This window comes from Novosphingobium sp., from assembly GCF_025351285.1.
Lineage (GTDB): Bacteria > Pseudomonadota > Alphaproteobacteria > Sphingomonadales > Sphingomonadaceae > Novosphingobium.
The window spans coordinates 1-23,808 of the sequence record NZ_JANXWG010000074.1; the positions used below are offsets into that span (position 1 = coordinate 1).

Sequence of the window (23,808 nt, forward strand, 5' to 3'; positions counted from 1 at the left end):
GTCGTGGCGCGGGGGCTTCACGCGCCGGCCTGATTTCCAGACCCTGTCGGCGATTTGGATGTTCACACAATCGGGGGATTGCGAATGGTTGGCAGGTTCAAGTCGGGACTGCTGGTGGTCGGCGCCGTTGCACTTGCCGCAGCCGGCGCTGAAACGCTGGCCCGATCGACGGCGCCACCGGGCGCGGTCGCCTATACCGCAGACGGACGCGCGATGCTGCCCGCCAATTACCGCGACTGGGTGTTCCTGACCTCGGGCCTCGACATGACTTATGCCGAGCCAGCCGCTGTCGTCACTTCGCACATGTTCGACAACGTGTTCGTCGACCCGGCCGCGTTGGCTACCTTCCGGCGCAGCGGCCGCTGGCCAGAGGGCACGGTGCTGGTGAAGGAAGCGCGCGAGGGGCTGACCAAGGGTTCGATCAACAAGGCTGGCCAGTTCCAGAGCGAGGCGGTCGCCGATGTCGAATTGCACGTGAAGGACACGCGGCGCTTCGGCGGCTGGGCGTTCTTCAAGATCGTCGATGGCAAGCCGGGCGCGATCATCCCCAAAACCGCGTCCTGCTATTCCTGCCATGACGAGCACGGTGCGGTCGACAGCACGTTCGTCCAGTTTTACCCGACGCTGGCGGGAATTGCGCGAGCGCGGGGCACGTTGAAGTAGGCCAGGATCGCGGGCGGCGGGCTTACACCAGCCCCAGCCGCGCCAGATCGGCAGCCAACTTGCCCGGCATCGCGGCATCGGCGCTCTCGCCTTCGGCCAGGTCGCGCGGGGCGTCGGCATCGGCCAGGTAGCGCCAGCCCTGGTGCGCGCGCTTGGGCAGGGGGTTGAGGTCGATCAGGCGGGTCGAGATGACGATGTTGGTGCGGCCGGCCTCGGCCTCCTCGAACCGCAGGATCGGTGATCGGCAGACGAGCTGGTGCTTGTGGATCCAGAACAGCGATCCTTTCCCGGCAATCTCGACGTGGCGCTTGGGCAGGTAGCGCGTGGTCAGGAACGCCTCTGCGCCGCGCGTGGCGAACCAGCCGTGCAAGTCTTCGAGTGACTGCGCGCCATACGCGACTTTGGTCAGGTGAAGCGGGGGGAGATCGGTGGAATCGGAAGCCATCGCCGGCAAATGGGCCATGCCAGGCCCGCTGCCAACCCGTCACATGAGGAAAATGGACGCCAATCCCAGGAAGAAGAAGAAGCCCAGCGTGTCGGTCATCGTGGTCACGAACACGGTCGAGACCACCGCCGGATCGACTTTCAGCCGGTCGAGCCCGATCGGGATTAGCACACCGGCCAGCCCGGCATTGATCGAATTGAGCACCATCGCCAGCAACACCACCGCGCTCAGTTTCCAATCGCGGTAGATCAATTGCGTGGCGCCCAGCATGAGTATGCCAAGGCCCCAGCCGTTGGCATTGGCAATCCACCATTCGCGCCCGATCATGCGCCAGGTGTTCGAACTGGTGAGCTGGTTGGTCGCCAGCGCGCGCACCGTCACCGCCATCGTCTGCGTGGCCGCGTTGCCGCCCATGCCCGAGATGATCGGCATGATCACCGCGAGAACGACCAGCCGCTCGATCGTGTGCTGGAACGCCGCCACCACCGAACTGGCCAGGATCGCGGTGCCCAGGTTGATGAACAGCCACCACAGCCGGCTCCGGATCGTCAGGTGGAGCGGCTGGTTGATATCGCCATCGCCCGCGCCCGACATCGCCAGCGCGTCCTCGCCGGCTTCTTCCTGGATGATGTGGACCACGTCATCGACCGTGATCTGGCCGACCAGCCGGCCCGATTCGTCGACCACCGCGGCCGAGATCAGCGCGTATTTCTGAAAGCGCAGCGCCAGTTCTTCCTGGTCCATCATGACCGGGATCAGCGTCTGGTCGCGCTTCATCACATCGGCCAGCGCCACGTAGCGCGGCGTGCGCAGAATCCACGAAAGCTGGCACGTGCCGACTGGGTGGTGCGCGGGATCGACGATGAAGATTTCCCAGAACTCGGTGGTGAGGTCCTGGTTTTCGCGCAAGTAATCGATCAGGTCGCCCACGGTCAGGTGTTCGGGCACCGCGATCACGTCGCGGCTCATCAACCGGCCGGCGGTTTCTTCGGGGTAGGACAGCGCGGATTCGATCGCGGCGCGGTCTTCGGGATCGAGTTCGGCAAGGACCGCCTGCTGGTCTTCCTCGTCCAAGTCCTCGATCAGGGCAACCGCGTCATCGGTGTCCATCTGCTCGGCAAGGTCGGCAACCTCGTCGGGCTCTAGCTGGTCGACCAGCGAATCGCGGACGTGATCGTTGAGCTCGGCGAAGACTTCGCTGCCCATCAGGTCGTTGACCGCGCGGGCGAAGGCGCCGCGATCTTCGGGCGAAAGCTGCTCGATCAGGTCGGCGATGTCTGCCGGGTGGAGCGGTTCGACGAGATCGTAGACCAGTTCGGTCTCGCCCGCGTCGAGCGCTTCGATCACCTTGCGGACATAGCCGCGCGTGAGGTTGTTTTCGCTATCGTGGTGCGCGTCCCGAGCGGGATCGTGGTGCGCGTCGCGTGCGGGATCATGATGCGCGTCGCGCGCAGGTTCAGCTCCGTCGAGGTGGACGTCTGGCGCTTCCAGCATGTCGGTCGGGCGATCGCTCATCGGGGCCGGGGATAGGCTGGCAATCGGCAATTGCAACCGATGAAGGGATGGACTTGCCAGCTTTTGATGACTTTATGAACCGAGCCCTTATATCGGCGCGGCCGGGCGCGGACCATGCGCGCCCCACGCAGGAGATTTTCGATGGCTGATGAATACCTTACCCTTTCGCTCGATACCGGCGATGTAAAGATCAAGCTGCGTCCCGACTTGGCGCCGGGCCATGTCGAGCGGATCAAGGAGCTGGTCGGCGAAGGCTTCTACGATGGCGTGACCTTCCATCGCGTGATCCCCGGCTTCATGGCACAAGGCGGCTGCCCCAACGGCACCGGCATGGGCGGATCGAAGAAGCCCGACCTCAAGGCCGAATTCAACGCCGAACCGCACGTGCGCGGCGTATGCTCGATGGCGCGGACCAGCGCGCCGAACTCGGCCAACAGCCAGTTCTTCATCTGCCTCGATGACGCCCGCTTCCTCGACAAGCAGTACACCGTGTGGGGCGTGGTGGCTGAAGGCATGGACAACGTCGACGCACTGCCCAAGGGCGAACCGCCGGCAAAGCCGGGCAAGATCGTCAAGGCTTCCGTCAGCGAGGGTTGATGTACAGGTCTGGTCCGGTTCAGGATCGACCGCTAGGATCGGGGCGTCGGCGTAAAGCCGGCGCCCCTGTTCATTTGTGCGAAGGGTTTGCGGGACAGGTGCGTTGATGGTGCGACGAGGCTGATGGACGCTGGACCCACATTGCGCTGCACACCCGCCGCGCCGCACGAACAGGTGTCCGACGACGCCCTGATGCGGCGCGTCGGTGCGGGCGATGGGCAAGCGTTCCAGCAGTTGATCGAACTTCACGCGAAACGGCCGCATCGCATCGCGTGGCGGATGCTGGGCGATGCAAGCGAGGCGGAAGACGTGGCGCAGGAAGCGTGTCTGCGATTGTGGAAGGACGCGACCCGCTGGAATGCGCAGGGGGCAGGTGTGGGCGCGTGGCTGGCGCGGGTGGCCACCAACTTGTGCCTCGATCGCTTGCGCCGCCGCGCAAGGCTGTCGGACGAGGAAGTGCCCGATCGCGCCGATCCTGCACCGCTGGCTGATGAGATGATCGATGCCTGCCAGCAGCAGGCGCGCGTCCGCGCCGCGCTCGATGCCTTGCCCGAACGCCAGCGCGCCGCGGTGGTGCTGACGTATTACGAGGATATGCCCAATGCCGAAGCCGCGGCCGCGCTCGATTTGAACATCAAGGCCTTCGAATCGCTGCTGCTGCGCGCCCGCCGTGCTCTGAAAGAGCGGCTGGTGGAGATGGCCGATGGCTGATCCGGCGTTCCCCCCGATCGATCGCGATCTTGCGCAGCAACTCGATGCGCTGCAACCGCCTGTGCTGTCGGGTGATTTCGCAGTTCGCCTCACGGCATTGGCGCTGGAAACCCCGCAAGCGCCGGCGTTTGCGGCACTGCCCCCAGTGCGTTGGCGCGCGGTTGGGCGGCGTGCGCGGTTGGGCATCGCGGTGGGCAGCCTTGCGCTGATCGGGCTTGGCAGCGTGTCGGCAGCGGCGGCGGGTTATCTGGGCGAGCCGGTCAACCGTGCGGTCCATCGCCTGCCCGTGGTGGGCAAGCTGATCGAGAAAGTCATCCCCGAAAAGCGCCGCCTTCACCATTCCGAAGCCGCGCCTGCTGCGGGGCTGAAGCACCGGCATGCTGCCGAATCGCCGCGCATCACTTTGCCCGAGCCGCGTCCTGCCGCCGCCGATGCATCACCGATCGCGGTGGCGCCGCCTGCCCCGATGATCGGGCCGGGCTGGCGGTCGGGGCGCCTGCATGTCGCTCCGCCTTGGCGCTATCCGGGACCGTTGCCGCGCACGCTCCCGCCGGGGCCGGAACGACGGGCCGCGATCGCCGCGTTCCGCGCATTTCGCGCGGCGCACCCGGTCCCGCCCGAAGTGATCGCGCGGCGTCAGCGCCGGGCCGCGATCATCGCAGAACGCCGCGCAATCGGTGCCGAGCGTCTTGGGGAAGCGGGCATGGCCGCTCAACCTTCAGAGGTTGCGCCGCCTGCGTTGCGCGGACCGTTGGTCGATCCAGCCGTGCGCGAACAACGCAGGATCGAACGCCGCCGCGCGCGGATCGAAGCGCGGAGGTTGGGGATTGATCCTGTGCCGCCGCGTTTCCAGCGACGTTTCAACGATCCGCAGGCGCCGGGGCGTTTCCGCAACAGGCCACGCTGGCAGGATTGGCGGCCGGATTAGCAAGCTGGCCCGCCACTCGTTCGAGAAGCGGGCCAGATGCGGGTGCGATCAGTGGCCGATGGCGTGGCTGTTCGCGTTCAATTCCTGGTTGAGCGTGCGGGCTTGCGCGCGGTTGAGGTGGCCGCGGTTGTGATCGGCGCGGGCGTCGGCGCGTTCCTGCTTGAGGACCGCGCGGTCTTGCGCGCGCAACGCCTGCGCCTGGCCGCGCGTGAGATCGCCCTCGCGGCGTTCCTGAGTGATGCGGCGTTCCTGGTGGCGGATGCGATGGTTGATTTCGGTGCGGGCCGGGTGATGGCGCTGCCACGCGCCGGCATGGGCGACGCCGGGCAGCACAGTGCCAGCCAGTGCGAGCGCGATCGTCGGGATCAGGGTCCTGGTGAAATTCATGGCAAGTCTCCTGCGGTGGGCCACTGCGCGGGGGCCACGCGGCGGACTGGACAGGAAACGCGCAAGGCCTGGCGACCCTTTGCGGGCGCCGGATTACAAATCGGTCATGGTCGGGCCACGCGCGAGCGTCACAGATTGGCGCGGATCAGCCATTCGTGGAACAGCCGCACCGGGCGCGACAGCAGCGCGCGCGGGCGGCAGACGAACCAGTAGCTGTAGGGGCTGGCCACCTCGATGTCGTAAAGCCGCGCAATGCGTTCGTCGTGCGTGCGGGCGTAGTGGTCATCGTGCATGATCGCGATGCCCAGCCCTTGCGCCGCGGCTTCGAGCAGCAATTGCCCGCTGTCGAAATGGTCGACCGCGACGGGTTCGAGCCCGGGCAGGCCGATCGCGGCCTTCCAGGCTTCGAAGCTGGCGGGCAGGTCGGCGTGAACCAGAAAGGTCTGCTTCGCCAGCCTGGCTTCGTCGGGCTGCGGCCCCAGCGCATCGGCCATTGCGCGCGAAGTGATCGCATGAACGCTGTTATGATCGAGCTGGACCGCATGCAGGCTTGGATCGGGGCCTTCGCTCAGCACGATCGCGGCGTCGAGGTTGTCGCCCAGCCGCACTTCGGCCTGGTGCGCGGTATCGATGTCGATGTGCAACGTGGGATGCAGCGTGCGCAATTCACCTAGCCGCGGGAACAGCCGTTGCGTGCTGAACAGCGGCAACACGCCCAGCCGCAGCCGCATGACCTTGCCGGTATCGACCAGCCGATCGATCCGCTCGATCATCTCGTCCATCAGCGGTGCCACCGCGTCGTAAAGTGCTTGCCCGTCAGAAGTGAGCTTGAGCGATTGATGGCGCCGTTCGAACAGCGGCTTGCCGGTGAAATCCTCGAGCGCGCCCAGCCGGCGCGACAAAGCCGAGGGGCTGAGCGCGAGTTCGGCCGCCGCGGTCTTGGCCGATCCGGCGCGGACCACGCGGATGAACGCTTCAAGGCTGCGCAAGGGAGGAAGGCGGCGGATCATCGGCGGGTCAGGTCCGGGTCAGGTATTTTCGGGAGTGTCGGCAAGGTCCGATGGGGCGTGCAAGCGCAGCCGGGTGAGGCGGCGTTCATCACCGCCGGTCACTTCGAGCCGCCAGCCGCTGGGATGCGCAACCACGCGGCCGACTTCGGGCACTTCGCCCGCCAGCACCACCGCCAGCCCGCCCAGCGTATCGACCGCTTCTTCGACTTCGCCCAGCCGCACATCGATTTCGGCCGCGACCTGGTCCAGTTCGACGCGCGCGTCGGCGTCCCAGGTCATGGCATCGAGCCGGCGCAGCAGTTCGGGGGCAGCATCGTCGTGCTCGTCCTCGATTTCGCCGACGATTTCTTCGACCAGATCCTCGATCGTGATGATCCCGTCGGTGCCCGAATATTCGTCGACCACGATGGCCAGGTGCGTGCGGCGGCTGCGCATGTCGGCCAGAACATCGAGCGCACCGCGTGCTTGCGGCACGAACACCGGCTGGCGCAGCAGTCCGTTCCAGTCTTTGGGCGGTGCCTTGCCGTTCAGTGCCATGCCCGCGATGATCGGGAACACGTCCTTGATGTGGACCATGCCCACCACCGAATCGAGCGATTCGCCATAGACCGGCAAGCGGCTGTGGCCATGCGTGGCGAAGGCCTGGACCATGTCCTCGAAGCTGGCGGCGGCGGGGATCGCGATGATTTCGCCGCGCGGGATGGCGACATCATCAGCATCGTGTTCGCTGAAATGGAGCAGGTTCTTGATCATCTGCCGCTCGATCGGCGAGAGATCGCCGTGCGTGCCGCTATGCTGGCCGGGTTCCGGCTGGTGTTCGTCGATCGCTTCTTCGAGCTGCGCGCGCAAGCTCTGGTCGTGTTCGTCACGGCGAAAGAGCAAGCCCTTCACCGTGCGCCACAACGCGCCCTTACTTTCCGGCTCTCCGCTGCGGGTATCACCGGTGCTGCTGCCCTCGGGCACGATTCGCAAATCTCCTGACGTCAATCCGCGCCATATGGGTCGGCAAGGCCCAACATGGCAAGCGCCTTGGTCTCCAAAGCCTCCATTTCCGCCGCGTCGTCCGCCCCGGTCTCGTGATCGTAGCCGGCCAGATGGAGCAACCCGTGCACGATCAGGTGCGTGGCATGCGCTTCGACAGTCACCGCCTTGTCCGCAGCCTCGGCCACGCAAATCCCGTGCGCGAGAATCAGATCGCCCAGCATGCCGGCGTGCCCGGGATCGGCTGCGGCGTGGAGCACTTCCTCGCGGCTCAGCATCGGAAACGACAGCACGTTGGTGGGCTTGTCCTTGGCGCGCCACTGCTTGTTGAGCGCCTGGACTTCATCATCATCGGCGAACACCAGGCTGACCAGCAGCGCTTCGTTGGCCAATTCGGGCGCAACTTGCGCGGCGACATCGGCTGCGGCGGCGGCAAGCGCTTCCCAGTCGGTGGCATGGCCGGACATTGGGCCCCACACCGGATCGATATCGAGTTCGAGCGTCGGGGCGGTCATCGCTGGGGAGTCGTCGGCATCAGGATTCCTGGCAAAGGATGCGCTTCGCCGGTTTGCCTGTCTTTGCCGCCTTGCTGACATTGTCGTCGTCGACCTTGCGCAAGATCACTTCGACCAGCGAGATCGTGTTTTCGGCGGGCATCGGATCGAGCAGCGCGAGCACCTTGTCGATCGTCGGGCAGATGCTGGGCTTGAGATCGTCACCCATGCCCTTCGACACGGCCACCGTCGCGAATGCCTTGAGCGCAGCCGTGTCGAGCCCCTTCAGGTCGCCCTTGGGGTCGAGCTTGCCGACGAGCGCGGTGATGCTGCTGTCGTCACCGGGCATGGCGGCGAAACGCTGGGACAGCGCCGGGCCTTTGGTTGCCAGATACGAGCCGTTGCCAAGCGCGGGCTGGCATTTCCTGCTCGCCCCGTCGATCAGGATCGGCATGACGAAGCGCGCCCCGGCATGGAATTCGGCGCTCGTCGCACATTGCATGGGCGCGGCCAGCGCCGGCTGCACCACAATTGCGGCCAGCGCCAGCGACGCTGCAATCCGTGATATCATCGCAATCTCCCCCGTTCCGTGCCGGTTATCCATCGGTGCCCTCGTACGCGTCGACGATCCGCCCGACAATCGGGTGACGCACCACTTCGCTGCTCGAAAACCGCACCGTGGCGATGCCCTCGACCCCTTCGAGCCGCGTGACCGCGTCGGCCAGCCCACTCGCCGCCGCACCACCGGGGAGATCGACCTGTTTGGGATCGCCGCACACCACCATCCGGCTGTTCTGCCCGAAGCGGGTGAGGAACATCTTCATCTGCATCGGCGTGGTGTTCTGCGCTTCATCCAGGATCACGAACGCATCGGCCAGCGTGCGCCCGCGCATGAACGCGATCGGCGCGATCTCGATTTCGCCGCTGGCGATGCGGCGTTCGACCTGCTCGGGCGGCATGCAATCGTTGAGCGCATCGTACAGCGGGCGCAGATACGGATCGACCTTCTCCTTCATGTCGCCCGGCAGGAAGCCCAGCCGCTCGCCCGCCTCCACCGCCGGGCGCGACAGGATCAGCCGTTGCACCGACCCCGAAATGAGCTGACTGACAGCTTGCGCCACCGCCACATAGGTCTTGCCGGTGCCCGCCGGGCCGAGCGCGAAGATCACGTCGTCCCTGGCCAGCGCCTGCATATAAGTGATCTGTGTGGGGCTGCGCGGGATGATGGTTTTCTTGCGCGTGCGGATCATGATCGGCGGAGCATTCAGGCCCGCGCCGGTGATAATTCCTTCAAGCGTGGGTTCGGTCGACATCGAAATCAGCGATTCGACTGCGCCCGAATCGACCTCCAGCCCATTCTGCAACCGCTGGTCGAGCCCCTTCAAAACTTCGCGCGCACGCGCAACCGCGTCCTGTGGGCCTTCCAGGATAACCCGGTTGCCCCTTGCGGAAATATAGACGCCGAGGCGATTTTCGATCGTCACGAGGTTGGTGTCGAACTGGCCGAACAGAGCGCCAAGCACGGCGGGATCGTCGAAGGTCAGTTCGGCGTGGGCGCGCGCCGGTTTGGGGCGCAACGCGGGGAAGGGGGTCTCTTGGCCCTCATCGGGGCGGAGACCGCGCAAGTGTTTGCGGGCCATGCACTCCTTTCATGTCCGCCGAATCCGAAATTAGGATCGACTGAACAAGGATAGCTGCGCCGGGCCGAACCGCAAGCGCAACTCACCATGAGGCGAGCCACTTGGCCATGGAAAAGTGCGGTGCTAGTGGTTCCGACAAAGTCGGGAATCGGGCAACGCGATGCAAGCAGTGTTCAAGGGCGACGATCCGGGCCTGGCCGCCGCCGCCGCCGCGATCACCGCGCTGGCCGATCAAAACGACTTCTGGGATGGCATCCGCGCGCACGGGCCGTTCGATTTCGCCACGATCGACGCCGCCGAGATCGCCCGGCGCTTGGCGGCCGAAACGCATCCGATCCGTGTCGTGCTATGGAAACCACGCTTTTCGCGCCGCGAATTCTATCGAAACACCGTTGCCGTGACCAATCCGGGCGAGCCGTTCGTGCTCCATTACCATGTCGCGTTCCTGGCCAATTCGGTGGGGCAGAAGATCAACACGATCGTCCACGAATTCATCCACAACGTCGATGATCATGACGGTCAGCCGGGCGAGCAGATGGGCCACGGCGACAACGACTGGCACGGCAAGGAAAACACAGCGCCGTACTGGATCGGCGAGTTCGCACAGCGAATATACGAGGCGGCGCATCCGGCTGCCTTGGCGCAACCATGCCCGGCGGCACCGGTTCAGGCCGATGTCTTCGCGGACGAAGCTTGCGACGATGCCTACACCGGCAGCCCGGATCCCGAAGTATAGGCCAGAAGCCTAGGCGACCAGTCGCCCGGCCATCGAGTTTGCTCCGGCTTCGACCAGTTCGACGCTCACGATCTCGCCGATCGCAGCGTCGCCGAAGAAGTGCACCGATTGCAGCCACGGCGATTTGCCCAGCCACTGCCCCGGCAGCTTGCCACTGCGCTCGACCAGCACCTCGCACGTGCGGCCCACGCTGGCGAGATTGAAGGCCATCTGCCCGCGATTGACCGCGGCCTGGAGCCGTTGGAGCCGATCATCCATCACCGCGGGATCGATCTGCCCGTCCATCGTGGCGGCAGGCGTGCCGGGGCGGGGCGAGTATTTGAAACTGAATGCCTGCGCATAACCGACCGCGTCGATCAGGGTCAGCGTTTCTTCGAACTCAGCCTCGGTTTCCCCAGGAAAGCCGACGATGAAATCGCCCGAGATCGCGATGTCCGGACAAGTCACCCGGAAGCGGTCGAGCAAGGCCAGGTAGCTGTGCACGGTGTGGCTGCGGTTCATTGCCTTGAGCACGCGGTCGCTGCCCGATTGGACCGGCAGGTGCAGGAACGGCATCAGCTTGGGGATTTCGGCGTGCGCGGCGATCAACGCGTCGGTCATGTCCGTCGGGTGGCTGGTGGTATAGCGAATCCGCTTGAGTTCCGGCAACTTGGCCAGCGATTTTGCCAAGCCTTCGAGGCCGACCGGGCGGCTGGCCTCGTCCTGCCCGGTCCAGGCATTAACGTTCTGCCCCAGCAGCGTGATCTCGCGCGCGCCGGCTTCTACCAGAAGTTGAGCTTCGTCGACCAAGTCCTTGAACGGCCGCGATATTTCTGCGCCGCGGGTATAGGGCACCACGCAATACGTGCAGAACTTGTCGCAGCCTTCCTGCACCGTCAGGAACGCCGTCGGGCCAGAGCGCCGACGACGGGGGAGCGCCGCGAACTTGGCGATTTCGGGCATGTCGGTATCGGTGCCGCGGCGCCCCGCTGCGGCGGCGGCAACCATGGCCGGCAAGCGATGGTATGCCTGCGGGCCGACCACCACGCCCACCGTCGGTGCGCGCGCCATGATTTCGTCACCCTCGGCTTGGGCAACGCAGCCCGCCACCGCGATCATCGGCGCCGATCCGTCTTTACGCGCAAATTCCTTGCCGATCCGTCCGATGTCCGAATAGACCCGGTCGACCGCCCTTTCGCGGATGTGGCAGGTGTTGAGCACGATCAGCTCGGCGTTCGCGCGCTCGTCCGCTTGGGCCATGCCGTCGGCGATGAGCAGTTCGGCCATACGCTCGCCGTCATAGACGTTCATCTGGCAGCCGAAGCTTCTGACGTGGAAGGTCTTTGGGGGCGGAGTGGATTGCATGGGTTGCGCCCGTAGGCCAATTCGCGCGCGAAATGAAGCCGCGCGGTGCGGGGACGTCAATCCGTGCCGCTGGCGGCCTGCTGCTCTGCCGCCACTGCGGGTTCGGGCAGTGCAGGTTTGGGCGTATAGCGGATGGGTTCGACGATGTAGGCAAACGGCCGCAGCGGCTTGCCCAACGCAGCCAGCAACGCTTCCTCGATTCGGCGGCGGCTTTCGGCGGCGATCGCCTTGCGGCCCGGATAATCGCGCGGATCGAACGGATCGAGGAAATGCGCGCGGATGGCAAAGCTGCCCTTCCATGACAGCACGCGCATCGCGTTGTGGCGCCCGTGTTCCTCGCCCACCCAGCCGATCGCTTCGGCCACGGCGCCGTAATCGAGCATCACCGGCTGGACCATCACGCCGGGCGGGGGCGGTTCGAGCACGCGCAGCATCGCGGTCTTGAACGGCAGCAGCGATTGCCCGTCGGTGGTGGTGCCTTCGGGGAAGACGGTAACTGCCCAGTTATCCGCCAGGGCTTCGCGCAATTGGTTGATCTGTTCGGCAACATTCATCCGCGCCTCGCGTTCGACGAACACCGTGCGGTTGAGCTTTGCCAGCCACCCGACCACCGGCGCGCGCGCCAGTTCGGCCTTGGCCACGAAAGCGGTCCCGCTCGCACCCGCGAGCGCAAGGATATCCATCCAGGACAAGTGGTTGGACAGGAAGAATACATCGCGCCGCAGCGGCGTTCCGATGCGCGTGACTTTCGCGCCGCAAATCCGCGCGGCCGATCGCAGGAACAGCATCGGGAACGGCGATCCGTAATGGACCAGCCGGTAAATGTAATGGAGCGGAACAAACACCACCAAGGCCACGATCAGCATGAAACCGCGCACCGTTATGCGCAGCTTTCCCATAAACGGAATCGGCTGCGGCCGGCCGGCAGCAGCTTCGGCGCGGCGAAATGCGGCCGTATTCACGAAATCAGCTTCCGCGTTCCAGTTTTGCACCGGCCAGTTTTACACCAAACAGTTCCATGCGGTGATCGACCAGCCGATAGCCCAGCTTTTCTGCAATCTGCCGCTGGAGCGCTTCGAGTTCGGGATCGACGAATTCGATGACCTTCCCGCTTTCCACGTCGATCAGGTGATCGTGGTGCGCTTCGGGAGCGGCTTCGTAGCGCGCGCGACCATCGCCGAAATCATGCCGGTCAAGAATGCCGGCTTCTTCGAACAGCCTTACCGTCCGGTAGACCGTGGCGATCGAGATGCGCGGATCTTCGGCTGCAGCGCGCGCGTGCAGCGCTTCGACGTCGGGATGATCGGTGCTGCCCGAAAGCACGCGCGCAATGATCCGCCGCTGCTCGGTAATGCGCAAGCCGCGTTCGGCGCAGAGCGCTTCGATGTCTATGGCCTGTTGCACGGTTGCGTGTCTGTACCTGTTGCTGTGGTGCGGGTTGCCCTGCGCGCACCTTGCGAAAACGATGCGACCTGACGAAAACCGCCCACCGATCATAGACCGGCGGGCGGATTCGACAACCTGCTAATACCGACGGCGGAAGCGTCCCCCCAAGCCGGTCAGCTCAGTGGTTTGTTCAGGCGGCAGTCGATTTGGCGGGACGGCCGCGCTTCGCGGTGGGCTTGCGGCCGAGACCGATCTTCTTGGCCAGTTCGCGGCGCTTTTCGGCATAAGCCGGTGCAACCATGGGATAATCGGCGGGCAGGTTCCAGCGCGTGCGATACTGGTCCGGCGTCATGTTGTAGCGCGTCATCAGGTGGCGCTTCAGCATCTTGAGCTTTTTGCCGTCTTCGAGGCAGACGATGTATTCGTTCTTGATCGAAGTGCGGATCGAAACCGCCGGTTCGGGCATCGGTTCAGGCGCAGGTTCGCTGTTGCCGAGTCCGGCAAGTGCGGTGTGCACGTTGGAAATCAGCGTCGGCAGGTCAGCCAGCGAAACGCTGTTGTTGCTGACGTGCGCGGCGACGATATCGGACGTCAGCGTAATCAGCGTTTCTTGCATGTCGGTCATGACATCGGTCATTGTTTTCAACCCTTGTTCTCGTGTGGTCTTGGTTAGCGTGCAACCCACGGCCGGAGTGCAGCACTAGCGCAAAGCCTATAGGGATATCTTGGGGAGATACAACCGTTGCAAATTCAAATTTTCAAAGAATAAATACCGGCATGGCGCAGATTACAAGATGTCGGCCTGAAACGGATTGGGCAACTAGTCTTGCAAAACCAATTCCTGGCTGATGGCATCGATCCTCGATCCATCGGGAGACCGATAGTAACCCCGCCGCAAGCCGATCGCGCGGAATCCATGAGCGGCGTAAAGCGCATCCGCCGGGTTATCGCGCCGCATTTCGAGGTAAATGCGCACCATGCCGGCGGCGCGCGCCTCGTCGAGCATCCGCGTCAGCAGTGCATGCCCAAGACCTTTTCGGCGGTGGTCCGGATGGATGGCAAACAACAACAGTTCTTCTTCGTCGATAATCCGCCGCGCAAGAAAAAAGCCGACGGCATCTTGCGTCGGTTCATCGGGTTCGGCGCCGTCGCTGCCGATCAGGCCGTAACGGCAATGGCCGAACAGCATGGCGTCGCTGACTTGCTTGCGGTTCCAGGCTTCGCCGAATTTCACATCGAACGCGCGGACCATCACTGCCATGATCCGATCGAGATCGTCATCAGGCGGGAGCATCGGCGTAAGTTTCATACGGCGATCGTGCCCATGGCAGCCTGCGCGGGCAGGCGCGCATCGGGCGCCCGGCCATAGACCGGCCTCGCATCGGGGAACACCGCCGCGTCCGCCAGGGCGTGGAACGCACGCGCATCGGGCCAGAGCGGCAATGCAATACCGCTGCCGCGCGCAGCCACCAGCGCGGTGGCCTGATTGCCCGCCGCAACCGGAGCCACGAGCAATTCGGCGGCGTCGTCGGGCCGGAACGATGCAATTGGCGCAAGTGCCCGGCCCGCCGTATCGAATCGCTGGCAGAACCATTCGCCGTGCCCGCCGGTCATCGCCACATCGATGGCCACGCCGGGATGTGCAGCCCGCGCCATCGCGCCCACCAGCGCACAGCTTTCGAAGCCCTCTATCGTGGCACCCCACGCCAGCGCCAGCGCGCGCGCCGCGGCAAGCCCCACACGGATGCCGGTAAAGCTGCCCGGCCCGCAATCCACCGCGATCGTGCCCGCGCGTCCCGAACCCGGCAGCGCGGCGATCATCGGCACCAGGCGTTCGGCATGGCCGCGCCCGAGCATGGCGAGATCACCGCCCAGCAGCACGCCCTGGCCATCGAACAGCGCCACCGAGCAAGCCTCGGTTGCACAGTCGATCACCAGCCGGCGCATCGGGGTGCGATCAGGCGATACGGTTGAAAGTCTCGAACGGCGGGCGGGGCGAACGTTCGAAGATGGTCGTGGGATCGCCATAGCCCAGGGTCGAGACGAAGTTGGACTTTACCCGCGGGGTGTCGGCGAAAAACGCAGCGTCGACCGCTTCGTTCGAAAAGCCCGACATCGGCCCGGTATCGAGCCCCAGCGCGCGCGCCGCCATGATCAGGTACGCGCCCTGCAGCGACGAATTGCGCATTGCCGAAACCTCGCGCAATGGCTCGTTGCCTTCGAACCACGACTTGGCGTCGGCGTGAGGGAACAGCCACGGCAATTGTTCGTGGTAATCGATGTCCATGCCGATGATCACGCTGACCGGGGCCGAGCGGATCTTTTCGGCGTTTGCGGGCAGGCAGCACGCCGCAAGCTTCTGCTTGGCCTCATCGCTCGTGCACCACACCAGCCGCGCGGGCAGCATGTTGGCCGAAGTCGGCCCCATCTTGAGCAAGTCCCAGATCGCGTGAAGCTGTTCGGTGCTGACCGGTTGGCTGGTGTAGCCGTTGTAAGTCCGCGCGGTGCGGAACAACTGGTCGAGCGCGGCATCGTCGATCGGCTGGGCCATGCAATCTCCTGGGAGTGGTCGGGTAAGGAAATCGCGCTCAGGCGGCGCGGACTTCGCTCACTTCGGGAACATAGTGCTTGAGCAGGCTCTCGATGCCGTTCTTGAGCGTGGCGCTTGACGACGGACAGCCCGCGCAGGCGCCCTGCATCTTGAGATAGACCACGCCATCCCGAAAGCCGCGATAAGTGATGTCGCCGCCATCGTTGGCCACCGCCGGGCGGACCCGCGTTTCGATCAGGTCCTTGATCTGCTCGACGATTTCGGCATCGGCCGGATCGTCGCCAAGGTCCGCATCGTCTTCGGCCGGGACCGAAAAGCCGCTGGCGTCGGGGCCGTGGAACAGCGGCGCCTGCGACACGAAATGGTCGAGCAGCAGCGCCACGACTTGCGGCTTGAGGCTTGACCATTCGGTTCCGGGACCGGCCGTAACCGCGATGAAGTTGCCGCCGAACAGCACGCCGGTCACGTCGCCCAGATCGAACAGCGCCTCGGCCAGCGGCGAAGCGGAAGCTTCTTCATGGTTGGTGAATTCGCGCGTGCCCGAAGGCATGACACGTTCGCCGGGCAGGAACTTGAGCGTCGCCGGGTTGGGCGTGGTTTCGGTTTCAATATACATGGTCCATCGCATGTAGGCATGAGTGCGTGCGGGTCAAGGCGCGAAACCAGCGAAAAGGCCGCAGGTTTGGCATTGGCAGGGCCGCCGGCACGCGGTTATAGCCACGCCATGAACAGCACTCACCGCGGCTTCGCCCGCTTCGCCGCCCTCCTGGCACCTCTGGCCATCACTGTCGCCACCCCGGCGCAAGCGCAGACCGCGTCCTCGATCATCCCGCTGCCGCTGAACCCGATCGTCAGTGCACCGCAGCGGACGTGCTTGACCAAGACGCCATCGGGCCTGGGCTTCACCGCGCTGCGCCAGGCGGCCGGGGCCAAGCCGACCGATGGTGACGTCGTGCTGCTCGGCTACATCGGCTATCTCGCGGCCGACGGTTCGGTGTTCGACCAGGGTCAGCGATCGCCGCTGGCGGTCACCGAAGTGATCCCGGGCTTTACCGAGGGCCTCAAGCTGATGAGCCGCGGTGCGATTTACCGCGTCTGCATCCCGGCTGCGCTGGGTTACGGAGCCAAGGCTACGGGGCCGATCCCGGCGAATTCGGACCTGGTGTTCCAGATCGAACTGCTCGACTTCAAGTCGCGCGCCGAAATCGAGGCCATGCGCCAGGCGCAGGCACCAGGCGCGCCCGCACCAGCACCGGCCAAGCCGGGTAACTGATTTCGGACAGTAATTCGAACGGGGCCAGTGACGCAATTCACTGGTCCTTCATATTTCCCGACCGTATAGACTGCGGCATGGCATTGCTTCCTTGCGCTGTGCGGCGCGTCGCCTCCTTCATCCTTCCTTTTGCCCTGATCGCCGACCCGGCGCTTGGCCGGACTGCTCCCAGTCCTTCCATGCAGCCTTCCGGCCCGTCGGTCCCGCCGGTATCGGTCGAAAAGACGCCTTACACCGGCCCGTGGCTTTACGAAGGCTCGGACGTGCCGCAGGACAAGGCGTGGACCTTCGGCGTCCTGCCCAACGGCTTGCGCTATGCCGTGCGCCACAATGGGGTGCCACCGGGGCAGGTTTCGATCCGCATTCTGGTCGATGCCGGATCGCTTTACGAAACCGATGCCGAGCAGGGCTATGCGCACTTGCTCGAACACCTCAGCTTCCGCGAATCGAAGTACCTCAAGGAAGGCGAGGCGATCCCGCGCTGGCAGCAGATGGGCGCTACCTTCGGCACCGACACCAACGCCGAAACCAGCCCGACGCAAACCGTGTTCAAGCTGGACCTGCCCGATGCCGCGCCGGCCAAGCTGGACGAAACGTTCAAGCTGCTGTCGGGCATGATCACCGCGCCGATCTTCACCCCGAAGGGTGTCGCCACCGAAGTGCCGATCGTGCTGGCCGAAAAGCGCGAGCACGCCGGGCTTGGCCAGCGCGTGGGCGAACGCACGCGCCAGACGCTTTACGCCGGCCAACCGATCGCCACGCGCCCGCCGATCGGTACCGATGCCACGCTCATCGCCGCCACCGCCGACAGCGTGCGTGCGTTCCACGATCGCTGGTACCGGCCCGACAACACCGTGGTGATCGTGGCGGGCGATGCCGATCCCAAGGCGCTCGAAGCACAAGTGACCAAGTGGTTTGCCGACTGGAAGCCCGCCGGCCCGATCGTGCCCGCGCCCAGCTTCGGCGAACCCAAGGCGCCTGAAGGCGCGCTCAGCCGCGAAGGGCTGACCAGCCCGGTGGGCGAAACCGCGGTGCTGGTCGAACCCGATCTGCCGCGCCTGATCAACTGGGCGATCCTGCGCCCGTGGCACAAGAAGAACGACACGATCGTCTATAACCAGGGGTTGATGATCGATCGGCTGGCGATGGCGCTGATCAATCGCCGGCTGGAAAGCCGCGCGCGCGCCGGCACTACGTACCTCAGCGCGCAGATCGACCAGGCCGACGTGTCACGATCTGCCAATGTGATGATGGTGGAGGTCACGCCGCTCGGGCCCGATTGGCGCGGTGCGGTGCGCGATGTGCGCAGCGTTATCGCCGATGCGCTCGCCCGCCCGCCCAGCACCGAGGAAATTGCGCGCGAAGTCGCCGAATTCGAAGTGGCGTTCAAGGTGCCGGTCGAAACGCAGGAAACGCTCGCCAGCAGCAAGACCGCCGACGACATCGCCAACGCGGTCGACATCCGCGAGACGGTGGCCGCGCCCGACACGGTCTACGCGATCTTCAAGCGCTCGATTCCGTTGTTCAAGCCTTCTGCCGTGCTCGAACACACGCGCGCACTGCTGCGCGGCACGGTCGAACGCGCGGTCATGGTCACGCCCAAGGCGGGCGAGGCCGATGCCGCCGCCTTGCGCACAGCGTTGACCGAGCCCGTCTCCGCGGCAACCGGAGCGCGCCTGGCGCCATCGAAGGTCAATTTCGCCGCGCTCCCGCCGATCGGCACGCCGGGCACGGTGGTAGCCGACCAGCCGACCGGCATTCTCGAAATCAGCCAGGCGACGTTTTCAAACGGCGTGCGCGCGCTACTGTGGACCAACGACGCCGAACCCGGCCGGGTGATCGTCAAGGTGCGTTTCGGCGGGGGCTACAAGGCCATTCCGCGCGCCGATGCCATTTACGGCCCGCTCGGCAACGCGGCGTTGATGGATTCGGGGATCGGCAAACTTTCGCGCGACGATCTCGACCGGCTCGCCACGGGCCGCAAGCTCGGGCTGGAGTTCGGCATCGAGGACGCCAGCTTCGTCATGAGCGGCGATACGCGCAAGGCCGATCTGGCCGACCAGCTTTACCTGTTCGCCGCCAAGCTTGCCACGCCGCGCTGGGACCCCAACCCGATCCAGCGCGCCAAGGCCGCGCAGACGCTGCAATACGAAGCCTATAACGGCGCCCCGAAGAGCGTGCTCGACCGCGATCTCGGCTTCCTGGCACGCGGCAACGATCCCCGCTTTGCCGTACCCACGCCCAAGGCACTCGCCGCCGCCACGCCTGACGAATTCAAGCGGGTGTGGTCGCAATTGCTGGCGCAAGGCCCGGTCGAAGTCGACATCTTCGGCGATTTCGACAAGGCGCAGACGCTGGCAACACTGGCGAAAACCTTCGGCGCCTTGCCCGCCCGCGCGCCGCTTCCGGCCAGCGACCTTGCACCGCAACTTCCCCCGCACAACGCCACGCCGGTGGTGCTCACCCACCGGGGCGAGCCCAACCAGGCCGCCGCCGTGGTGGCCTGGCCGACCGGTGGGGGCCGCGCCGGCATCCACGAATCGCGCAGCCTTGAATTGCTGGTCCAGATCATGAGCAACCGCCTGTTCGACGCGATGCGCGAACGGATCGGTGCCAGCTACAGCCCGAATGTCTCGTCCAACTGGCCGCTCGACCTGCCGTCGGGCGGGTTCGTGGCCGCCACCGTGCAACTGCGCCCGGGTGACCTCGACGCGTTCTTCGCTGCCGCCGACAAGATCGCTTCGGACCTCGCCACCACGCCCCCCACCGCCGAGGAAATCGCACGCGTCACCGAACCGCTCAAGCAATATGTCAGCCGCGCCAGCACCGGCAATGGGTTCTACATGTACCAGTTGACCGGTGGCGCCTTCGAACCGCGCAAGTTCACCGACATCCGCAGCGTGCTGGCCGATTACACCCAGACCACGCCCGAAGCGATGCAGGCGCTGGCGCAGCGCTATCTCGTGTCCGGCCGCGCGTGGCGGCTGGAAGTGGTGCCAGAGAAGAAGTAACCCTCGCTCGGTAAACGGGCGAGGGGACCATTCGATGCGGAACTTTGCGCTGGAAGTGTTCTTCTCGACCTGGGAGTTCGCGGCCAAACACCACCTGACCGCGTCCGATGCGCAAAGCATGACGCTGTCCGAACTGCTGGCGCTGGCAAGCAAAGCGGACCGCGCACGCTACGATGCGTTGCACTTGGGCTATACCAAGACCTTCGGTTTGCCGACGCTGCTGGCCGAAATCGCGCGCACTTACGATGCGATCACCGACCAGCAACTGCTGTGCTTTGCCGGTGCGGAAGAGGGCATCTACGTCGCGATGCGCGTCCTCCTGACACCTGACGATCACGCGGTGGTGATCACACCCAATTACCAGGCGGCCGAAACGATCCCGCTGTCGATCTGCGCGGTGACCGGGGTGCCGCTCGACGAAGCGAACCACTGGACGCTCGATATCGACGCAGTGAAGGCGGCGCTGCGGCCCAATACGAAACTCATCTCAATCAACTTTCCCAACAATCCCACCGGCGCAATCCCCGCGCGCGCCACGTTCGATGCGCTGGTCGAGCTATGCCGATCGCGCGGGATCTGGCTGTTCAGCGACGAAGTCTACCGCCTGATCGAACGCGAATTGGAACTGCGGCTGCCGCAAGTGGCCGACGTGTACGAACGCGGCGTGTCGCTGGGCGTGATGTCGAAGGCTTATGGCCTGCCCGGCCTGCGCATCGGCTGGCTCGCCTGCCAGGACCGCGAATTCCTGAGCGCGTGCGAACGCTACAAGCACTACCTCTCGATCTGCAATTCGGCGCCATCGGAACTGCTTGCCGAAGTGGCGCTCAAGGCGCGCGACACGATCCTGACGCGCAACCGCGGCATCGTGCAGCACAACACCGGCCTGCTGAACGCGTTCTTCGCCGATTTCCCCGACTTGTTCGACTGGCACCCATCCGACGGCGGCTGCGTCGCCTTCACCCGCTATCGGGGAGCCGACGGAGTGGAGGCCTTCACCCAGCGGCTGGTCGAGGAATCGGGCGTGCTGTTGCTGCCATCGAGCATCTACCACTCCGAACTCGGCCCTGTTCCGCACGACCACTTTCGCATCGGTTTCGGTCGCTTGGGGATGGAAGAAGGGCTGGCGGCGTTCCGCGAGTGGCTGATGCGCAACCGGGCCTGAGGTCTGCTATTTCCGGCGGGTAGAGCGACCGCGCGTGAGTGGATCGGGTTTGGGCGGTGGTTTCCAGCCAGGCGGTGGCTTCGCGCTTTGCTGACTGGTGCCAAGACCCATCGCGCCCGGACGCTGACGCTTGAGTCCAGTGGTGTCCGCGCGCTCCGCCTCGCCGGGCGAGGCGCCCCCGCGGATCAGGCTGATCTGGTCGCGCAAGCGCCCGGCTTCCTCGAAGTCCAGCGCCAGCGCGGCCTGCTCCATCTTTTCGCGCAAGATCTCGATCGTATCGGCCATCGTTGTCCCAACGCATAAACCGCCATGCGCGATCCAAAATGCGTGTCGGCGATCGTACCGGCAAGACACCGCTGCCCACACACTTTGCATCCTGGCACCATCGACGCTATGGGCGCGCCATCGCACGGGCCAAATTCGCGCGGGTGAAGGAGCGGGTACGTGGCAAGCAACTGGACGGCGGATAGCTGGCGCGGGTTTGAAGCGCGGCATTTGCCGACTTATCCCTCGGCCGAAAAACTGGCCGACGTCGAACGCACGCTGACGAGATTTCCCCCGCTGGTGTTCGCGGGTGAGGCGCGCGCGTTGAAGGCCGATCTGGCGAATGCGGCGGCGGGCAATGCTTTCCTGCTCCAGGGCGGCGATTGCGCTGAAAGCTTTGCCGAATTCCACCCCAACAACATCCGCGACACGTTCCGTGTGCTGTTGCAGATGGCGGTGGTGCTGACGTTCGCCAGCAAGCAGCCTGTGGTCAAGGTCGGCCGCATGGCGGGGCAGTTCGCCAAGCCGCGCTCCTCGCCGGTGGAAGTGCAGAATGGGGTCGAGTTGCCGAGCTATCTCGGTGACAACATCAACGGCATGGAATTCACCCCCGAATCGCGCATTCCCGACCCCGATCGGTTGCTCAAGGCGTTCAGCCAGTCGGCCTCCACGCTCAACCTGCTGCGAGCGTTTGCAACGGGCGGCTATGCCAACTTGCGCCAGGTCCACCAGTGGACGCTCGATTTCATGGGGCGCAGCCCCTGGGCCGACAAGTTCGGCGAAATGGCCGACAAGATCGGCGAGGCGCTCGATTTCATGGCCGCTTGCGGAATCGATCCGCAGACCCAGCCGCAATTGCAGGGCACCAGCTTCTACACCAGCCACGAAGCGCTGTTGCTCAATTACGAACAGGCGATGACGCGGCAGGATTCGCTGACCGGCGGGTGGTACGACACCAGCGCGCATATGCTGTGGATCGGCGATCGCACGCGCTTCGCAGGCTCGGCGCATGTCGAATTCCTGCGCGGCGTGGGCAACCCGATCGGCATGAAGTGCGGGCCGAGCCTGACGCCAGACGCGCTGCTGGACTTGCTCGATACGCTCAATCCAGCGCGCGAACCCGGACGTATGACGCTGATCAGCCGCTTCGGCGATGACAAGGTCGAGGCCGGGCTGGCCCCGCTGGTGCGCGCGGTCAAGCGCGAAGGCCATCCGGTGCTGTGGAGCTGCGATCCGATGCACGGCAACGTGATCAAGGCCAACAGCGGCTACAAGACCCGGCCATTCGATCGCATTCTCAATGAAGTGCGCGGCTTCTTCGCGGTGCACCGCGCCGAAGGCACGCACGCCGGCGGCATCCACATCGAGATGACCGGACAGGACGTGACCGAATGCGTTGGCGGCGCGGTGGCGATCACGTCCGAAGCGCTTGCAGACCGCTATCACACGCATTGCGACCCGCGTTTGAACGCGGCGCAAAGCCTCGAACTCGCGTTCCTGCTGGCCGAAATGCTCAACCTGGAACGCGCGGACCGGAAAGCCGAGGCCGCGTAAGTGAGCCTGCCGCCGTTCCACCTGGCGTTCCCGGTCGATGATCTCGACGCCGCGCGGGCATTTTACGTGGGCGTGCTCGGTTGCGGCGAGGGGCGCAGTTCGGCGCAGTGGATCGACTTCGATTTCCACGGCCACCAACTCGTCGCGCACCTGGTTGCGGGTGGTGGACGTGACGCCGGTACCAACCCGGTCGACGGCCATGGCGTTCCGGTCCCGCACTTCGGGCTGGTGCTTTCGCTCGGCGATTGGCAGGCTTTGGCCGACCGATTGACCGCCGCCGACACCGATTTTGCCATCCCGCCCACGATCCGCTTCAAGGGCCAGCCCGGCGAACAGGCGACGATGTTTTTCCGCGATCCTGCCGGCAACGCGATCGAAATCAAGGCCTTCGCCGATATTGGACAATTGTTCGCCACATAGCGCCGCGCACAAATCGTCCTGGCCCGGCCGGATTGCTGCGCCTTGGTATTACGCTCGCGCCGTTTTGCGGTATGAGGCGATCCATGATCATCCGCTACCTGGCGCCGCTGGCCGGCCTCGCCCTCATCCTCTCTCCGTCACCCGCGCTCGCCTGGGGCAAGACAGGGCACCGCGTGATCGGCGCGATCGCGCAAGATCACCTGTCGCCGCAGGCCGCCGCGGCAGTGAAGCGCATTCTCGGGCCCGAAACGCTGGCCGAGGCGACGACTGCGCCAGACTTCATGCGCTCCGACCCCAGCGAATTCTGGCAGCACACCGCCAGCCCCTGGCACTATGTCACCGTGCCGCAAGGCAAGACATATGCCCAAGTCGGAGCCCCGCCCGAAGGCGATGCGGTCACCGCGCTCCAGCGCTTTTCAGCCACCATCCGCGATCCCAAGGCGCCGCTGGCCGACAAGCAGCTCGCGCTGCGCTTCATCGCGCACATCGTCGGCGATCTGCAGCAGCCGCTCCATGCCGGCAACGGCACCGACAAGGGCGGCAACGAAGTAACCATCACGTTCGCCGGCAAAACAACCAACCTGCATGCGGTGTGGGATACGGGGCTGGTCGATGACGAGCAGTTGTCCTACTCGGAAATGGCCGCATGGCTGGGCGCGCGGATCACGCCGGCTGACGTCAAGGCCTGGGGCAGCACCGATCCCACGGTGTGGATCGCGGAAAGCGCGGCGCTGCG

28 protein-coding genes are annotated in these 23,808 nt (G+C 65.2%); 11 read left to right on the plus strand and 17 right to left on the minus strand.

Annotation, left to right across the window (positions count from 1 at the left end; all coding sequences use genetic code 11):
- Nucleotides 1-84 precede the first annotated feature (84 nt).
- On the plus strand, nucleotides 85-663 hold the full coding sequence (locus tag Q0R16_RS08785; protein ID WP_295635145.1) for a cytochrome P460 family protein: 579 nt from the start codon (nucleotides 85-87) through the stop codon (nucleotides 661-663).
- A gap of 22 nt (nucleotides 664-685) precedes the next feature.
- Here the strand turns inward: Q0R16_RS08785 and Q0R16_RS08790 are convergent, their stop codons facing one another.
- Nucleotides 686-1,108 carry a DUF1489 domain-containing protein gene (locus tag Q0R16_RS08790; RefSeq protein WP_295635148.1) on the minus strand — a complete coding sequence of 141 codons (423 nt, stop codon included), beginning with the start codon at nucleotides 1,106-1,108 and terminating at the stop codon, nucleotides 686-688.
- A 39-nt stretch (nucleotides 1,109-1,147) separates the two neighbouring features.
- Nucleotides 1,148-2,623, minus strand: coding sequence for a magnesium transporter (gene mgtE / locus Q0R16_RS08795; protein WP_295635151.1), 1,476 nt, complete (start codon nucleotides 2,621-2,623; stop codon nucleotides 1,148-1,150).
- Between the two features lie 141 nt (nucleotides 2,624-2,764).
- On the opposite strand from mgtE, the gene Q0R16_RS08800 reads away from it, so the two are divergent.
- The 3 genes from Q0R16_RS08800 (at nucleotide 2,765) to Q0R16_RS08810 (ending at nucleotide 4,859) form a co-directional block, all read left to right on the plus strand.
- Entirely contained in the window at nucleotides 2,765-3,220 is a 456-nt protein-coding gene (locus Q0R16_RS08800) for a peptidylprolyl isomerase (RefSeq protein ID WP_295635154.1), read from the plus strand.
- 123 nt (nucleotides 3,221-3,343) lie between these two features.
- The gene (locus Q0R16_RS08805; protein ID WP_295635157.1) at nucleotides 3,344-3,931 is read left to right on the plus strand and encodes an RNA polymerase sigma factor; all 588 of its coding nucleotides are present in this window, start codon (nucleotides 3,344-3,346) and stop codon (nucleotides 3,929-3,931) included.
- Complete coding sequence (locus Q0R16_RS08810) at nucleotides 3,924-4,859, plus strand: hypothetical protein (protein ID WP_295635160.1); 936 nt, start codon at nucleotides 3,924-3,926, stop codon at nucleotides 4,857-4,859. The genes Q0R16_RS08805 and Q0R16_RS08810 overlap by 8 nt, the downstream gene beginning before the upstream one ends.
- Before the next feature lie 48 nt (nucleotides 4,860-4,907).
- Here the strand turns inward: Q0R16_RS08810 and Q0R16_RS08815 are convergent, their stop codons facing one another.
- The 6 genes from Q0R16_RS08815 to Q0R16_RS08840 form a co-directional block, all read right to left on the minus strand.
- Complete coding sequence (locus tag Q0R16_RS08815; RefSeq protein WP_295635163.1) at nucleotides 4,908-5,246, minus strand: hypothetical protein; 339 nt, start codon at nucleotides 5,244-5,246, stop codon at nucleotides 4,908-4,910.
- A 128-nt stretch (nucleotides 5,247-5,374) separates the two neighbouring features.
- Nucleotides 5,375-6,256: a LysR substrate-binding domain-containing protein gene (locus tag Q0R16_RS08820; protein WP_295635166.1), complete on the minus strand. Its 882-nt coding sequence runs from the start codon at nucleotides 6,254-6,256 to the stop codon at nucleotides 5,375-5,377.
- Between the two features lie 18 nt (nucleotides 6,257-6,274).
- Nucleotides 6,275-7,219: a hemolysin family protein gene (locus tag Q0R16_RS08825; RefSeq protein ID WP_295635169.1), complete on the minus strand. Its 945-nt coding sequence runs from the start codon at nucleotides 7,217-7,219 to the stop codon at nucleotides 6,275-6,277.
- 20 nt (nucleotides 7,220-7,239) lie between these two features.
- Nucleotides 7,240-7,752: an rRNA maturation RNase YbeY gene (gene ybeY / locus Q0R16_RS08830; protein WP_295635171.1), complete on the minus strand. Its 513-nt coding sequence runs from the start codon at nucleotides 7,750-7,752 to the stop codon at nucleotides 7,240-7,242.
- Nucleotides 7,753-7,771: 19 nt separating this feature from the next.
- On the minus strand, nucleotides 7,772-8,302 hold the full coding sequence (locus Q0R16_RS08835; RefSeq protein WP_295635174.1) for a hypothetical protein: 531 nt from the start codon (nucleotides 8,300-8,302) through the stop codon (nucleotides 7,772-7,774).
- Between the two features lie 25 nt (nucleotides 8,303-8,327).
- On the minus strand, nucleotides 8,328-9,371 hold the full coding sequence (locus Q0R16_RS08840; RefSeq protein ID WP_295635177.1) for a PhoH family protein: 1,044 nt from the start codon (nucleotides 9,369-9,371) through the stop codon (nucleotides 8,328-8,330).
- A gap of 160 nt (nucleotides 9,372-9,531) precedes the next feature.
- Between Q0R16_RS08840 and Q0R16_RS08845 the strand changes: the two genes are divergently transcribed.
- The gene (locus Q0R16_RS08845; protein WP_295635181.1) at nucleotides 9,532-10,107 is read left to right on the plus strand and encodes a hypothetical protein; all 576 of its coding nucleotides are present in this window, start codon (nucleotides 9,532-9,534) and stop codon (nucleotides 10,105-10,107) included.
- A gap of 9 nt (nucleotides 10,108-10,116) precedes the next feature.
- Here the strand turns inward: Q0R16_RS08845 and miaB are convergent, their stop codons facing one another.
- From miaB to Q0R16_RS08885, 8 genes are all read right to left on the minus strand, one after another.
- Nucleotides 10,117-11,451, minus strand: a complete 1,335-nt coding sequence (miaB, locus tag Q0R16_RS08850; protein ID WP_295635184.1) for a tRNA (N6-isopentenyl adenosine(37)-C2)-methylthiotransferase MiaB — start codon at nucleotides 11,449-11,451, stop codon at nucleotides 10,117-10,119.
- A gap of 56 nt (nucleotides 11,452-11,507) precedes the next feature.
- A complete protein-coding gene (locus Q0R16_RS08855) occupies nucleotides 11,508-12,350 on the minus strand; it encodes a lysophospholipid acyltransferase family protein (RefSeq protein ID WP_295635226.1) in 843 nt (280 codons plus the stop codon).
- Nucleotides 12,351-12,417: 67 nt separating this feature from the next.
- Nucleotides 12,418-12,855 (minus strand): Fur family transcriptional regulator, encoded by a 438-nt coding sequence (locus Q0R16_RS08860; RefSeq protein WP_295635187.1) that lies wholly within the window; start codon nucleotides 12,853-12,855, stop codon nucleotides 12,418-12,420.
- Between the two features lie 172 nt (nucleotides 12,856-13,027).
- The gene (locus tag Q0R16_RS08865; RefSeq protein ID WP_295635190.1) at nucleotides 13,028-13,474 is read right to left on the minus strand and encodes a MucR family transcriptional regulator; all 447 of its coding nucleotides are present in this window, start codon (nucleotides 13,472-13,474) and stop codon (nucleotides 13,028-13,030) included.
- A gap of 183 nt (nucleotides 13,475-13,657) precedes the next feature.
- A complete protein-coding gene (locus tag Q0R16_RS08870) occupies nucleotides 13,658-14,146 on the minus strand; it encodes a GNAT family N-acetyltransferase (protein WP_295635193.1) in 489 nt (162 codons plus the stop codon).
- Nucleotides 14,143-14,784: a tRNA (adenosine(37)-N6)-threonylcarbamoyltransferase complex dimerization subunit type 1 TsaB gene (gene tsaB, locus Q0R16_RS08875; RefSeq protein ID WP_295635196.1), complete on the minus strand. Its 642-nt coding sequence runs from the start codon at nucleotides 14,782-14,784 to the stop codon at nucleotides 14,143-14,145. Before tsaB ends, Q0R16_RS08870 begins: the two co-directional genes overlap by 4 nt.
- A gap of 10 nt (nucleotides 14,785-14,794) precedes the next feature.
- Nucleotides 14,795-15,388 (minus strand): malonic semialdehyde reductase, encoded by a 594-nt coding sequence (locus Q0R16_RS08880; RefSeq protein ID WP_295635199.1) that lies wholly within the window; start codon nucleotides 15,386-15,388, stop codon nucleotides 14,795-14,797.
- 37 nt (nucleotides 15,389-15,425) lie between these two features.
- The gene (locus tag Q0R16_RS08885; RefSeq protein ID WP_295635202.1) at nucleotides 15,426-16,004 is read right to left on the minus strand and encodes a NifU family protein; all 579 of its coding nucleotides are present in this window, start codon (nucleotides 16,002-16,004) and stop codon (nucleotides 15,426-15,428) included.
- A gap of 108 nt (nucleotides 16,005-16,112) precedes the next feature.
- On the opposite strand from Q0R16_RS08885, the gene Q0R16_RS08890 reads away from it, so the two are divergent.
- The 3 genes from Q0R16_RS08890 (at nucleotide 16,113) to Q0R16_RS08900 (ending at nucleotide 20,834) form a co-directional block, all read left to right on the plus strand.
- On the plus strand, nucleotides 16,113-16,661 hold the full coding sequence (locus Q0R16_RS08890; RefSeq protein ID WP_295635205.1) for an FKBP-type peptidyl-prolyl cis-trans isomerase: 549 nt from the start codon (nucleotides 16,113-16,115) through the stop codon (nucleotides 16,659-16,661).
- A gap of 179 nt (nucleotides 16,662-16,840) precedes the next feature.
- The gene (locus Q0R16_RS08895) at nucleotides 16,841-19,672 is read left to right on the plus strand and encodes a M16 family metallopeptidase (RefSeq protein ID WP_295635208.1); all 2,832 of its coding nucleotides are present in this window, start codon (nucleotides 16,841-16,843) and stop codon (nucleotides 19,670-19,672) included.
- Nucleotides 19,673-19,706: 34 nt separating this feature from the next.
- Complete coding sequence (locus Q0R16_RS08900; protein WP_295635211.1) at nucleotides 19,707-20,834, plus strand: aminotransferase class I/II-fold pyridoxal phosphate-dependent enzyme; 1,128 nt, start codon at nucleotides 19,707-19,709, stop codon at nucleotides 20,832-20,834.
- 6 nt (nucleotides 20,835-20,840) lie between these two features.
- On the opposite strand, the gene Q0R16_RS08905 is transcribed toward Q0R16_RS08900, so the two are convergent.
- The gene (locus Q0R16_RS08905; protein ID WP_295635214.1) at nucleotides 20,841-21,119 is read right to left on the minus strand and encodes a UvrB/UvrC motif-containing protein; all 279 of its coding nucleotides are present in this window, start codon (nucleotides 21,117-21,119) and stop codon (nucleotides 20,841-20,843) included.
- Nucleotides 21,120-21,278: 159 nt separating this feature from the next.
- Here Q0R16_RS08905 and Q0R16_RS08910 point away from each other — a divergent pair, with 159 nt between their 5' ends.
- The 3 genes from Q0R16_RS08910 to Q0R16_RS08920 all read left to right on the plus strand — a co-directional run.
- Nucleotides 21,279-22,652 carry a class II 3-deoxy-7-phosphoheptulonate synthase gene (locus Q0R16_RS08910; protein ID WP_295635216.1) on the plus strand — a complete coding sequence of 458 codons (1,374 nt, stop codon included), beginning with the start codon at nucleotides 21,279-21,281 and terminating at the stop codon, nucleotides 22,650-22,652.
- Nucleotides 22,653-23,072, plus strand: coding sequence for a VOC family protein (locus Q0R16_RS08915; protein WP_295635220.1), 420 nt, complete (start codon nucleotides 22,653-22,655; stop codon nucleotides 23,070-23,072). It begins immediately after the preceding gene.
- Nucleotides 23,073-23,155: 83 nt separating this feature from the next.
- A partial coding sequence (locus Q0R16_RS08920; protein WP_295635223.1) for a S1/P1 nuclease occupies nucleotides 23,156-23,808 on the plus strand: 653 nt, incomplete at its 3' end.